The organism is Stenotrophomonas sp. 05L414_2, assembly GCF_056397905.1.
Genome location: NZ_JBFTOJ010000011.1, coordinates 1 through 14,343, shown reverse-complemented (window position 1 = coordinate 14,343; position 14,343 = coordinate 1). Strand labels below are relative to the sequence as shown.

8 protein-coding genes are annotated in these 14,343 nt (G+C 68.4%); all 8 read left to right on the top strand.

Going from position 1 to position 14,343, the window contains the following annotated elements; genetic code table 11:
- The first annotated feature begins 20 nt into the window (after positions 1–20).
- A complete protein-coding gene (gene gspK / locus AC1DJN_RS02845; RefSeq protein WP_152543261.1) occupies positions 21–881 on the top strand; it encodes a type II secretion system minor pseudopilin GspK in 861 nt (286 codons plus the stop codon).
- Positions 878–2,044 (top strand): type II secretion system protein GspL, encoded by a 1,167-nt coding sequence (gene gspL, locus AC1DJN_RS02840; protein WP_032974560.1) that lies wholly within the window; start codon positions 878–880, stop codon positions 2,042–2,044. Before gspK ends, gspL begins: the two co-directional genes overlap by 4 nt.
- Positions 2,041–2,568, top strand: coding sequence for a type II secretion system protein GspM (gene gspM, locus AC1DJN_RS02835; RefSeq protein WP_032974561.1), 528 nt, complete (start codon positions 2,041–2,043; stop codon positions 2,566–2,568). The genes gspL and gspM overlap by 4 nt, the downstream gene beginning before the upstream one ends.
- Complete coding sequence (gspD, locus tag AC1DJN_RS02830; RefSeq protein ID WP_478038801.1) at positions 2,565–4,940, top strand: type II secretion system secretin GspD; 2,376 nt, start codon at positions 2,565–2,567, stop codon at positions 4,938–4,940. Before gspM ends, gspD begins: the two co-directional genes overlap by 4 nt.
- Positions 4,937–6,379 (top strand): type II secretion system ATPase GspE, encoded by a 1,443-nt coding sequence (gene gspE, locus AC1DJN_RS02825; protein WP_478038799.1) that lies wholly within the window; start codon positions 4,937–4,939, stop codon positions 6,377–6,379. The genes gspD and gspE overlap by 4 nt, the downstream gene beginning before the upstream one ends.
- 7 nt (positions 6,380–6,386) lie before the next feature.
- On the top strand, positions 6,387–7,586 hold the full coding sequence (gspF, locus tag AC1DJN_RS02820) for a type II secretion system inner membrane protein GspF (protein ID WP_442251380.1): 1,200 nt from the start codon (positions 6,387–6,389) through the stop codon (positions 7,584–7,586).
- Positions 7,587–7,841: 255 nt separating this feature from the next.
- Positions 7,842–9,035, top strand: coding sequence for a substrate-binding domain-containing protein (locus tag AC1DJN_RS02815; RefSeq protein WP_025874374.1), 1,194 nt, complete (start codon positions 7,842–7,844; stop codon positions 9,033–9,035).
- Between the two features lie 196 nt (positions 9,036–9,231).
- Positions 9,232–14,343: two-partner secretion domain-containing protein (locus AC1DJN_RS02810; RefSeq protein WP_478038797.1), on the top strand; the 5,112-nt coding region annotated here is incomplete at its 3' end.

Sequence of the window (14,343 nt, the reverse complement as noted above, 5' to 3'; positions counted from 1 at the left end):
CGTTTACCCGCCAGCAGGGCATGGCGGTGATCGTGGCGATGCTGGTGGTGGCACTGGTGGCGGTGATCGCCACTGCGCTGCTGACCCGGCAGGCCGCACAGCTGCGTGCGGTACGCAGCGACCAGCTGCGCATGCAGGTACGCATGGCAGTGGACGTCACGCTGGAACGCGCGGCGCAGCAGTTGCGTGACGACGCGCGCGAGCAGTTGACTACCGTTGGCAACGGGCGCTGGGCGCGGCCGGTGCAGCTGCAGGCGCCGCTGCCGGTGCACCTGCAGCTGGTGGACGCGCAGTCGAGGTTCAACCTGCGCACGCTGCTGGCTGACGGCCAGCCTGCCGCAGAGGCACTGCGTGCGTTCACTTCGCTGTGTGTGGGGCAGGGGCTGCCCCGCGCGGCCTGTGCCAGCGCCGCAACGCAGGTCCAGTCGCGCCTGCGCGATGGCGATCGGCAGGCGCGGGCACCGTTGCCGCGTGAGTCGCTGATTGAACAGGTGCTGGCAGGCGCTGATCCGGTGGCGATACAGGCACTGGCGCGGCGTACGGTGGTGCTGCCAGCGCAGACCCTGGTCAACGCCAATACAGGTGATATCGCCGTACTGCAGGCGGTTGCACCGGGGGTGGATGCCGGGCGCCTGCAGGCGCTGCTGGGCGAGCGCGATCGTGGCCACTGGCTGCTCAACCGCGGGGACATCGCCAACCGGCTGCAGCTGAGCAACGAACAGATGGCGCTGATGCCGCTGGGTATCCACAGCGAGTGGTTCCTGGCGGTAGGCCAGGTACAGGCAGACGGCGCATCGGTGGATTTCCGCGCATTGATCTGGCGCGAGTACCGTGACGACAGCGTGCGTGTGCAACGGGTATGGACAAGGATCGGTGCATGAGCCTGCAGCTGAGAGTGCGCCTGCCGGCGCTGGAACGATTGGATGGGGACAGCGCGGTGGAGTGGTCGCAGCTGCACAAGGACCGCGTGCTGGCCACGGGAAGCGACCCTCTGTCGACGCTGGGCCAGCGCTTTCCGCAGGCGAGGGTGCATGCGAGCCTTGATCCGCAGGACCTGATCCTRCTTGAGCTGCAGCTGCCGCCGCTGCCCGGGCGACGCCTGCAGGCGGCCCTGCAGGGTGAAGTGGAAGCGATGCTGCTGGATGATCTGCAGGAGGTGGCGCTGGGCCATGGCACCCAGGCGGCCGATGGCACGGTGGCGGTGGCGTGGCTTGGCCTGCAGGCGATTGCGCGCGTACAGCAGCAGCTGCAGGAGTGCGGGCTGCAGTTGCAGGCGCTGCACCCAACGCCCTTGCTGCTGCCGTGGGCGGTCGGGCAGGCCACCCTGCAGCTGTGTGGTGATCAGGTGCTGGTCCGCTGTGGCCGTGATCGTGGCTTCGTGCAGTGGTGCGGTGGGCGTGACCTGGCCTCGGTGATGCAGGTGCTGGCCGTGCGCCTGCAGCAGGCCGGGGTGCAGGCAGTGCAGTGGATCGATGCCGTGCCGCCCGCTTGGGCCGAGCGTCTGCCGGCCAGCGTGCTGACGCAGGCGGTGCAGTGCAGCGGTCCGCTGCCTGGCTGGTCACTGCCGTTGCCGGCCTCGGGTGCAGGTGCGCCACGCCTGGCTATCGGTCTTGCGCTGGCGGCGGCGGTGCTGGCTGCACTGGGCCTGCAACTGCAGGTGTCGCGCTGGCACAGCGAGGGTGAAGCCCTGCAGCATGACATGGCGCGGCAGTTCAGCACGCACTTCCCCGAGATCCACGATGTGGTCGATCCGGTGGTGCAGGCGCGGCGGGCACTGGCGGTGCCGGCAGTGCCACGGGCACTTCCCGCCGTGCAGCAGCAGGTTGCCAGCGTGCTGCAGGCCATCCCCGAGTTGGCTGGCCAGGTCCGCAGCCTGCGCTATCAGCCGGGCCAGCTGGAGATGGAGCTGGATGCCGACGCGCAAGCCTTGGCCGAGGACGCGCAACGGCTGGAGCGCTGGCAGCAGGCGATGCAGGCACAGGGGTTGCAGCTTGCGCACGAAGCCGGTGGCCGCTTGCGGATCAGCAGCGGGACTGCTCCGTGACCGCATCGGAACTACGGCCGGCGGGCGTCGTGCGCGGACTGTCGCAGCGTTGGCAGCGGCTGGCGGCGCGCGAGCGCGCGATGCTGCTGTTGATGGCTGTGGCGATAGCGGCGGCCGCACTGTGGCTGGGCTGGCTGCAGCCGCTGCTTAAGCAGCGCAGCCATTGGCAGGCTGAGCTTCCACGGCTGCAGGCGCAGGCGGCAGCACTTGCACCGCTGCTGCGCGCCCGTGAACAACAGCAGCAGGCGCAAGGCCGGCGGCCGACACTTGCAGGCCTGCGCCAACAGATCACCGCTGCCGGCCTGGCGGGCAGCCTGCATATCGAAACGCGCGACGGGCGCTGGCACCTGCAGGTACGCAGTGTGCCCGCCGATGCGCTCTGGAACTGGCTGCTGCCTCTGCTGGCCGACCCGGCCATCGAACTGCAGCAACTGCAACTGCAACGGACAGGGGACGCGAACATGCCGGCGGCACGGATTTCCGGAAACATCGTGATGGCCGCCCAGGGCGGTGGCCATCCATGAAGGCGATGCGCAGCCTGGGCTGCAGCGCGGCATTGGCACTGGTGGTGGGCCTGGCCCATCTTCCGGCGCCGGTGCAGGCGCAGGACGCCAATGGCGAACCGGTGCAGCTGAACCTGGTGGACACCGATATCGGTGGGGTGCTGCGCATGGCGRCACGCTTCACCGGCCGCCAGTTCCTGGTCGACCCCCGGGTGAGCGGCAAGATGACCGTGGTCTCCGATGGGCCGGTCAGCCGTGTGCAGGCTTACCAGCTGCTGCTGGGTGCATTGCGCATGCGCGGTTTTGCCGTGGTTGAAAGCGGGGGTGTCAGCCGGGTGGTGCCGCAGGCGGATGCCAAGCTGCTGGGCGGCCGCGTTGGTGCCGGTGGCGCGGGCGGCGAAATAGCCACGCGCACGTTTTCCCTGCGCTACGAGAGTGCCGCAGCGCTGGTGGCGGTGCTGCGGCCGATGATCACCGCGGACAATCCGATCACCGCGAACCCCGGCAACAACACGCTGGTCATCACCGACTACGCCGACAACCTGGAGCGCATCGCGCGGGTCATCGCCAGCGTGGATACACCGGCCGGCATGGACACCGACGTGGTGAAGCTGCAGCAGGGCATTGCCGTGGACGTGGCGGCGATGGTCGCACCGCTGCTGGATGCGCAGGGCGCGGAGCCGGCGCAGAAGGTGGTGGTGATGGCCGACCCGCGCAGCAACAGCGTGCTGCTGCGTTCCAGCAGCCCGGGCCGCACGCGCCTGGCGCGGCAGCTGGTGGAGAAGCTGGACAAGGCCCAGGACGAGTCCGGCAACCTGCATGTGGTGTACCTGCGCAACGCCCAGGCCACGCAGCTGGCCGGGGTGCTGCGGGGCGTGGTGGCAGGGCAGAGCGATGCGCCGGCAATGGGCAGCAGCGACGGCATCACTGCATTGCCGGGCGAGACCAGCCGCAATGCCAGCCCGCCGCCGCAGCCTGCACAGGGCAAGAACAAAGGGAATGCGCTGGAATCGCCGCGGCTTGATCCCGGCCGTCGCGAACCGACCGATGCCGGCAGCACCGGCTTCAGCCAGAACGGCATTTCGGTGCAGGCCGACATCGCCACCAACACCTTGCTGATCTCTGCCCCGGAGCCGGTGTACCGCAACCTGCGGCGGGTGATCGACCAGCTGGACCAGCGTCGGGCGCAGGTGCTGGTGGAGAGCCTGATCGTGGAGGTCAACCAGACCGACGCTGCCGAACTGGGCGTGCAATGGATGCTGGGCAACGGCCGCACCTTCGGTGGCACCCATTTCGGCGGCACCACCGGTGGTAGTGGGCTGAACACCACCGCGCGCACCACGCTCGACGTGCTGCCGAAGGACGGGCTGAACGTCGGCGTGATCGACGGCACGATCAACCTGCCGGGCGTGGGCCAGATCCTCAACATGAAGGCGCTGGCCAACGCACTGCAGAGCAAAGGCGGCGCCAACATCCTCTCCACGCCGAACCTGATGACGCTGGACAACGAGGCGGCCAGCATCATGGTCGGGCAGACCGTGCCCTTCGTCAGTGGCCGCTATGTGACCGATGGCGGTGGTGGCAGCAACAACCCGTTCCAGACCATCGAACGCGAGGACGTGGGCCTGAAGCTGCGGGTGCGCCCGCAGATTTCCGAGGGCGGCACGGTGAAGCTGGACATCTACCAGGAAGTCAGCAGCATCGATGCGCAGAGCTCGGGCAGCGCCGGCATCATCACCAACAAGCGCGCGCTGGACACCAGCGTGCTGCTCGATGACGGCCAGATCATGGTGCTGGGCGGCCTGCTGGAAGACAGCGTCAGTCATGGCCGTGATGCGGTGCCGGGCCTGGGCAAGATTCCAGTGCTGGGCGCACTGTTCCGCAGTGACACCCGCAAGCGCGCCAAGACCAACCTGATGGTGTTCCTGCGCCCGCACGTGGTGCGTGACCCGGCTGCCGGCCAGCGCCTGACCCGCGACCGCTACGACTACATGCGCAATGCACAGGCCGGCGCGCAGCCGGTGCAGAGCTGGGCATTGCCGGCGCTGTCGGCGCCGCAGCTGCCACCGCAGGACCTGTCTGTGCTCGGCCAGGGCAATGCGCGCGATGGACAGGGCCAGCCGCTGCAGAACGGCAGCCTTGCGGCGTTGTATCCGGCCAGCGAGGGCACTGTGCAGGTGGTGCAGTTCGCGCAGGGGCTGGATGCAGCGCGTGCCACGCAGGCCGTGGCACAGGTGCGCGCGCTTGGCCTGCAGGCCTATGCCGAAACCACGCCGGGCGAAACCGGACAGCGACTGCGGGTGCGGGTGGCACGCGACCCGGCCACGCTCGACCCGGCGCTGCAGCAGCTGCGCGGGCTGGGCTACACCCCGGAACTGGTCATCGGCCCATGAGCATGGCCACGCCGCCGCCAGCGCTGCCGTATGCCTGGGTGCGCAGCCACGGCGTGATGCTGGCCGAAGCAGGCGGCGCGCCGGTTCTGCTGGGAACTGCCGAGACCGCCGCCTGGGCGGTGGCCGAACTGCGCCGCCGGCATGGGCCGCTGCCGTTCCAGGTGCTGGATGCGGCGGCCTGGCAGCAGCGGTTGGGCGAGCAGTATCGTGACGGTGGCGATGCCGCTGCACTGGTCGGCGCGGCCGAAAGTGAAGTCGATCTCGACCGGCTGATGCAGGACATGCCCGAGGTGACCGATCTGCTGGATGCACAGGACGACGCGCCGGTGATCCGCATGATCAACGCCCTGCTGGCACAGGCCGCGCGTGACGGTGCAAGCGATCTGCACATCGAACCTTTCGAAACTCATTCGGTGGTGCGCTACCGCGTCGATGGCACCCTGCGTGACATGGTGCAGCCACGACGTGCGTTGCACGCGGCGCTGGTCTCGCGCATCAAGATCATGGCCCACCTGGATATCGCCGAGAAGCGCCTGCCGCAGGATGGGCGCATTGCGATCCGCGTGGGTGGCCGGCCGCTGGATATCCGCGTCTCCACCGTGCCCACCGGGCACGGCGAACGGGCGGTGCTGCGCCTGCTGGAAAAGGATGCCGGGCGGTTGCAGCTGCAACGCCTCGGCATGGCCGACGATACGCTGGCCACCTTCACCGGGTTGATCCGCCAGCCGCATGGCATCGTGCTGGTGACCGGGCCGACCGGCWGCGGCAAGACCACATCGCTGTATGCGGCACTGGGGCAGCTCGACAGCAGCACCAGCAACATCCTCACGGTGGAAGACCCGGTGGAGTACGACTTCGCCGGCATCGGCCAGATCCAGGTCAACGCGCGCATCGGCATGAGTTTCGGCACGGCGTTGCGCGCGATCCTGCGCCAGGATCCGGACACCATCATGATCGGTGAGATCCGTGACCTGGAAACGGCGCAGATCGCGGTGCAGTCGTCGCTGACCGGCCACGGCGTGCTGGCATCGCTGCATACCAATGATGCGATTTCGGCGGTGACCCGACTGGCGGACATGGGCGTGGAACCTTTCCTGCTGGCCTCATCGTTGCGTGGCGTGCTGGCGCAGCGGCTGGTGCGCAGGCTGTGCCTGCAGTGCCGGCGTGCCGAAGTGGATGCCGAGGGCCGCACCGTGTGGCGGGCCGTAGGCTGCCCCGCCTGTGCGAACAGCGGCTACCGCGGGCGCACCGGTATCCACGAACTGTTCGTGGTGGATGAGCGCGTGCGGGCACTGATCCATGAAGGGCAGGGCGAACCTGCGCTGCGCGAGGCCGCGCGGCGCGCCGGCATGCGCACCCTGCGCCAGGACGGGCAGCGCTGGGTCGACAGCGGGGTGACTACGCTGGAGGAGATCCTGCGCGTGACCGGCGACGACTGAGGCGCGCATGGCACTGTTCGACTACCAGGCCGCCAACGCGCAGGGGCGCATCGAGAAGGGACAGCTGGACGCCGACAACGCGCGCGGCGTGCGCCAGCAACTGCGCGGGCGTGGGCTGACACCGGTACAGGTATCAGCCGCACGCAGTGCTGGCAGTGGCTGGGGCACGCGCAGGCTGTCGGCCAGCGAACTGGCCTGGGCCACGCGGCAACTGGCCAGCCTGCTGGCCGCCAGCCTGCCGCTGGAAAGCGCATTGAGCGCCGTGATCGAACAGGCCGAACGCCCGCACGTTGCGCAGGCACTCACTGCGGTGCGTGCCGATGTGCGCGGCGGCCAACGGTTGACCGTGGCGCTGGCGGCGCGGCCGCGCGACTTTCCCGCGATCTATCGTGCCCTGGTGGGTGCCGGCGAGGATTCCGGCGATCTGGCGCGGGTGATGGAGCGCCTGGCCGACTACATCGAAGAGCGCAACGCGCTGCAGGCGAAGGTGCTGACGGCGTTCATCTACCCGGCGGCGATCAGCCTGGTGTCGGTGGCGATCGTGATCTTCCTGCTCAGCTACGTGGTTCCCCAGGTAGTGACTGCGTTCGTGCAGGCGCGCCAGACGCTGCCGATGCTGACCCAGGTGATGCTGGCTGCCAGTGCGTTCGTACGCGCATGGGGCATATGGACGGGGATCGGTATCGGCGCGCTGGTGGTGGGCTGGCGGCTGGCGCTGCGGCGGCCGGATCTTCGCCTGCGCTGGGACAGCCTGCTGCTGCGCGTACCGATGGTGGGCCGCTTCGTGCTGGGCGTGAACAGCGCACGCTTCGCATCGACACTGGCGATCCTGCTTGATGCCGGTGTGCCCTTGCTGCGCGCACTGGACGCCGCACGACAGACACTGGGCAATGCGCTGCTGGCGCGCTGTGCCGATGATGTGGCCGCACGCGTGCGCGAAGGTACTTCGCTTGGCGCTGCGCTGAAGGTGCAGAAAGTGTATCCGCCGATCCTGGTGCATCTGGTGGCCAGTGGCGAGAAGACCGGTACCTTGGCACCGTTGCTCGACCGCGCTGCACAGACCATCTCACGCGAGATTGAACGCCGCGCGATGGCACTCACTGCATTGCTGGAGCCCACGATGATCCTGGTGATGGGGGGCGTGGTGCTGACCATCGTGCTGGCCGTGCTGATGCCGATCATGGAAATGAACCAGCTGGTGCAGTGATGCGCGAAGCGCATCACGGGTAGCGACGCGCCATGCCCGGCGAGCGCGCAGCGCGGCAGGCTTTCGATTCTCCACACAATCCTCCACACCTTTTCTCGATCTTCCACAGGTTTCTTAAGCGGCCTGTCATCGGCGGCGACCAGCATGTCCCTGTCGCCGCAGAGTGGGCTGGGAGGCCCTCGGCGGCAGCAGGCGTGTAGTGACCGTTCCTCCCTTGGTGTTTCACCTTCGCAGTAAACCCTTCAGGAGAAGATCATGACCAAGTACAAGACCCTGGCCGCGCTGGTTGCTACCGCGCTGCTCGCCACTGCTGGTGCCGCGTCGGCCCAGACCGCTGTCACCGGCGGCGGCGCTTCGCTGCCGGCCGACCTCTACAAGGGCCAGGCCGACAGCATCCTGCCGGCCAACTTCAGCTACGCCGTGACCGGTTCGGGCACCGGCAAGAAGGCCTTCCTGGAAAACAACTCGGCGCTGTTCTCGACCACCGGTACCGTGCATTTCGCCGGCAGCGACTCGGTGCTGAGCAGCACCGAGCTGAGCACCTACAACAGCACCTACAACGTGGCCGGCGATGCCAACCGCTTCGGCGCGCTGGTGCAGATCCCGTCGGTCGCCACCTCGGTCACCATCCCGTTCAACAAGGCCGGTTCGGCGGTTGATCTGTCGGTCACCCAGATCTGCGGCATCTTCTCCGGCAAGATCAATGACTGGAGCCAGCTGGCTGGTTCGGGCCGTACCGGTGCCCTGCAGGTTGTCTACCGTGGCGAGAGCAGCGGTACCAGCGAGCTGCTGGCCCGCTTCCTGACCAGCGCCTGCCAGCCGGCGGACGTCTCCGGCACCACCCTGAAGCTGACCAACGGCGTGCCGGCGTTCTCGGTGCAGTCGACCTTCGCCAACCTGTTCACCACCGTGCCGTCGAACTTCATCGCCGCGCCGGCCACCGGTGGCACCTCGCTGTACAACGCGGTGTACGCCGTTGACGGCCGCATCGGCTACGTTGGCCCGGACGTCATCCCGAGCCTGACCGATGCCACCAAGGTGGCCAAGGTCAAGTCCTTCTCGCCGGATGAAGTGAGCGTGCAGGCGACCCTGGAAACCGCTGCGCCGCCGACCGGCGCCGCTGCTGAAAATCCCGCCAACTGGGTGCCGGTGTTCGGCAACCCGAGCGCGGGCTACCCGATCGCTGGCTACACCAACTTCGTGTTCGGCCAGTGCTACAAGAACGCCACTGTCGGCGCCAACGTGCGTGGCTTCCTGACCCGCCATTACGGCAGTGTCGTGGTCGCCGGCGTCGAGCAGGGCCCGAACGATGCCGCGATCCGCGCGCACAAGTTCATCCCGCTGACCAAGGCCTGGCGTGATGCGGTCCGTGCCCGCTTCGCGACTGCCAGCAATGCTGGCGCCGTGAACAACCCGAGCACCTGCGCCAGCATCGGCCGTCCGCTGTAACTGTCTGCAAGGCAACACCTGCTGATCGAAGCGCCGGCCGAAATGCCGGCGCTTTCCTTCGTGGTGGCACCGCATCCGCGCTGAGCTGTCGTCTTCACGCCGCGGCCACCGTCTATCAGGTGCAGGGCATGCGTTACGCAGGCCCCCTTCGTACTCGCCGCGGCCGACGCGGCCCATCAGGTTGACGAGGTCCCCGATGTCGCACCCGCATTCGCCCGCCGCCCATTTCTCCGCCTCCCTCTGGCGCAGCCACCCGATGGCCTGGGCCGTGGCCGTGGCGCTGGGCAGCGTGGTCGCTCCTGCCAGCCAGGCGCAGCAGGCCTTCAGCCCCGGCTGGTTCGCCGACCGCGGCGCCGCCCAAGGTGCGGCAGCGCAGAGTGGCCGTATGCCCAATGGCGCGCCGATCCAGTTCCAGCTGCCTGCACAACAGCAGGATGCGGCGCGACAGAAGCTGCAGCAGTCGATCGACAACCTCGGCACGGCCGCGCAGGCCATCGCATTGCAGCAGCGCATGCAGGAGCAGGCCAGGCAGGCGCGACGGGAGGCGGGCTTCGTGGTGGCCGATGGGCTGGGCAAGGATGGCCTGAAGGTGGACGAGAATCCGCTGACCCGTGGCTGGATCAATGCCCGCGAAGCGACCCAGTCGCAGGGCGCCGACGGCCGGGTGCAGGTCAGCATCGAGCAGACCGCCGACCAGGCGATCCTGAACTGGGAAACCTTCAACATCGGTGGCAACACCACGCTGAATTTCCTGCAGAACGCTGACTGGGCCGTGTTGAACCGGGTCAATGATCCGGCCGCAAGGCCCAGTCAGATTCTCGGCCAGCTGAAGGCCAATGGCACGGTGTTCGTTGCCAACCGCAACGGCGTGGTGTTCGGCAACAACAGCCAGGTCAATGTCCGCAACCTGGTTGCTGCTGCAGCACGTATCAGCGACGCGCAGTTCCGTGACAACGGTCTGTACAGCGTTGATGCGAACACGTCCGCCCTGACCGATGCGGTGGGCAAGATCATGGTTGAACGTGGTGCGCGCATCACCACGCATGAGCCCACCAGCGCAACGCGCGGCGGTGGCTATGTGCTGCTGGCCGGCCACAGCGTGGAGAATGCGGGCCAGATCGAAACCCGGAGGGGCCAGACCCAGCTGGCGGCCGGCGACAGCTTCGTGATCCGCCGCGGCGTGGGCACGGCGCAGAACACGGCTTCGACCACGCGGGGCAATGAGATCGCGCCGCGCTTCGTCACCGACAGCACGGCCGGCAGCGTTCGCAACAGCGGTCTGATCCAGGCGCGCGAGGGCGACGTCACTCTTGCCGGCCGCACGGTCGAACAGGCCGGCGTGGCGGTGGCCACAACGACGTTGAACCAGCGCGGCACCGTGCATCTGCTGAGTTCGTCCTCCGACAGCAAGGGCAGCGTGACCCTGGCCACGGGTTCGACGACGGCAGTGCTGATCGAAGATGATGGCAAGACCACCGCGCTTGACAGCCAGCGCGACGCCCTCATCAAGGAATCGGCCGAGCAGGACAAGCTTCGTGCCGCCAGCAACAGTGGCACCTTCGACAATCTCTCGCGGCTGCAGGACCGCCGGGAGCAATCACGCATCGAAGTCGTCTCCGGCGGCGATGTGAACTTCCAGGCCGGCTCGCTGGCGGTGGCCACCGGCGGCCAGGTGATCGCCGACGCCAGCCGGCGCAGCTACCTGGATGATGGCGCGCGCGTGGACGTCTCCGGTGCGGTGGGCGTGCAGGTGGCGATGGAGAGCAACAACGTCAAGGTGAAGGTGCAGGGCAACGAGCTGCGCGATTCGCCGGACAACCGTGACAGCGGCAAGCTGATCAGCAGCGAGGTGTGGATCGACCGCCGCCAGTTGATCGAAGTTGCCGCCGGTACCGGTGGCTATGAAGGTACGCGCTGGTATGCCGGCGGCGGCCTGCTGGAAGTGGGTGGCTACCTGGACAATCAGGGGCATTCGATCAGCGAATGGGCGGCGCAGGGCGGCACCGTCCAGCTGGCAGGCAAGGAAGTGGTCAGCCACGCGGGTTCGCGCATCAATCTGGCCGGTGGCAGCCTGGATGTGCAGTCCGGCGTGGTCCAGCAGAGCTGGCTGCGTGGGCGCGATGGCCAGTTGTACCGGCTTGACGATGCGCCGGCGGAGATGCTGTACGACGGTCTGTACCAGGGCTACGAACTGAAGCAGGAGCGTTGGGGGGTCACCGAATCCTTCCGCAATCCACTGGTTGCCCCTGGCCAGCGCTTCGACAATGGCTACACCGTGGGACGCGACGCCGGCCGCCTGTTGATCTCGGCGCCCACGGCCGTCCTGCAGGGCAAGGTGGATACGGTGGCCTTCCAGGGCGTGCAGCAGACGCGCCGCCCAGACCAGGGGCAGGACGGGTACGCGCAGGCGCAGACGGCGGCGGCCCGCAACGCCCAGCTTTGGCTTGGGCGTTTCGACAACACCGGGCGCAGTGCAGTGTTCGATTCGCAGGTCCGCATCGGAGAGCTCCAGGCCGACACCCGGCCGTGGACGCTGCAGGCGCCGGTCGGGGAAGCACAGCGCAATACCGTGTGGTTGGACAGTGAGGTCCTGAGCGCCCAGCGTTGGGGGCAGGTGGACCTCGCTTCGGCCGGCCGCATCGATCTGGACGGCACGCTCAGGTTRCAGGAGGGCGGCCGGCTTGGCCTTGCCGCAAGCCGCGTCAGCCTCGGCGGAACGGTGCAGATTGCCGGCGGCCAGGTGGAGGCCGGCAACCTGCTTCTGGTGYTCGGCAGGCCGACGGCCCTGCTGTCCTCCGGGCGCGGCGCGCTCGATGTTGCGGCGGGCGCGCGGATCGATCTTGGCGGCGGCTGGAGCAATGCGCTTGCCGCGCCGGAAGGCGGTCCCGCACAGGCGTGGATCGACGGTGGACAGCTGCGCTTCAACGGCAGCCACGACATCAACGTGGGCGAGGGTGCACGGATTTCGGTGGATGCCGGTGGTGTCATCGATGCCAATGGCAAGGGGCGCGTAGGCAAGGGGGGCAGTGTCAGCCTGCTCGCGGCCAGCACCGAGGTCGCCACCGACGGCAGTGGCCGGCTGCGTATCGGCAAGGACGCACGCTTCAGCGCGCTCGGCAATGGCAGCGGCAACTTCACTTTGGCAACAGGCGGTGCGGTGGCCATCGGCGCGCCTGGCACGGACGCATCGGCGGCGTCGCTGCACTTGCAGGAAGCGCTGTTCAAGAGTGGCTTTGCCGGCTATGACATCGCCGGTCACAACGGCTTGACGGTCGAAGAGGGTACCCAGCTGCAGGTGGAACGACCGGCGCTGCGGCTGGCCGAGGGCGCACAGCAGGCACTGGCCCGCGAGCAGGGTGTGCAGGCCTGGACGCCATCGTTGTACGAGGCCGATCCAGCCAGCGGACGCGTGTCGCAGCGTGGCGGCGCCAGCCTGACACTGCGCGCCGGGCATCTGTTGTCCACGGCCGACCTGCGCGTTGGCAAGGGGGCCAGGATCGAGGTCGACCCGGGCCAGTCGATCGAACTGTTCAGCGCCGGCAACCTGACTGTGGCCGGTAGTCTGAAGGCGGCCGGCGGGCGCATCCGCCTGGCCGAGGCATTCGATCCGTCGGGCGTACGCGGCGATGCACGCCGCGAGCGCCAGTGGACGATCGCCGATGGCGCACTGCTTGACGTGAGTGGCGACACCGTTTCCCTGCCCGACGCGCGCAGGGCGTTGCGCGGGCAGGTGCGCAGGGGCGGAACCATCGAGATCGGGGGGGCGCTGGACTGGGAGGACCAGGACAACGTGCGCCACCTGCCGCCCGATACCTTCGTGGTGGTGGAGCGCGGTGCACGGCTGGATGCGTCCGGTGCTTCGGCGCTGCTCGATATCGATGGCAGCGGGCGTACCCGGGTCGACAGCGATGGCGGCAGCATCGTGCTGCGTGCGGGCAATGCCCTGTACCTGCACGGCGAACTGGATGCAGCGGCGGGCGGCGACGGTGCGCGCGGTGGCACCCTTGGTGTTGCCTTCGGTGGCGGCACCTACGGCAGAACGGCAGACGGTAAGGAGGTGCTGGCGCCGCGGGTGATCTCGCTGACCCAGCACGCCGCGCAGACGGCGAGCCTGCCTGCACGCCTTGAATACGGCCATGCGGCACTGTCGGTGCAGCAGGTCGAGGCCGGTGGTTTCGATCATCTGGCCCTGTTCGGCGATATCCGCGCCCAGGGAGATGTCAATCTGCGCATGGACCAGAGCCTGCGCCTGCAGGGCGTGAACGAGCGTTACCTCGGCTTCGTCCCGGGCAACAGCGCGGGCAGCCGCCTGCAACTGGCCGCGCCGTATGTCCGCCTTGCGCAGGGGCGCTGGTGGCAGCCGGCCGGGGAAGGGACGCTGCGCCCGCTGGAGGCACCGTTCGATACCGGCCGGCAGCATCGCCTGGAGGTGGACGCCGATCTGATCGACCTGCGCGACGTCACCTGGCTGGCCGGCTTTGATCAGGTCGGGCTGCGCAGCAGCGGCGACATCCGCATGCTGGCGCCAGTCGCCAGCACTTCACGAATCTCCACGCTGGCAAGCCCGGGTTCGATCGATATCAGCGCCGCACGCCTGTACCCTGCGGCCAGGGCCCAGGGACGCATCGTGGCCGGCGTTCCCGACATCGGTCCCTCGGGGGTGCCGTCCTGGCAGAACCCCGACGCCGTGCTGCGCATCCATGGCATTGCGGGCGGCGCGCAACCGGCACCGGATTCTGCGTTCGGCAGCCTGGAGCTGGTGGCGGCAACGGTGGTGCAGGGCGGCACGGTGCAGGCGCCGTGGGGCCGCGTGCAGCTGGGCGGCAACGAGTTCAACTCGAATCGTGCCAGCCGTGTCGATCTGCTTGCCGGCAGCGTGACCTCCATCAGTGGCGCCGGGCTGGCGCTGCCCTTTGGCGGCACCGTGGACGGTGTGAGCTGGCGCCGCAACGATGCCGACTTCGATGTACTGGGCCCCGGCTCGATCAGCATCCCGATCGGTATCGACATCGTGGCCAATGCCTTCAGTGGCGCGGCGGGCAGCGTGCTGGATGTGTCCGGCGGAGGCGAGCTGTCCGGTGCCGCGTTCGTGGCAGGGCGCGGTGGCTCGGTGGACATCCTGCGGCATGCGCTGGCGGATGCGAACCCGCGCTACCGCTTCAGCGGCAGTGACAATGCGGTCTACGCGATCATGCCGGGACGCTCGGGCACGCAGGCGCCGCTGGGCACCGCTGACGGCAGTGCCGATCCGCGCGTTGGCCAACAGATCATCATAACCGCCGGTGTTCCCGGCCTTCCGGCGGGAACC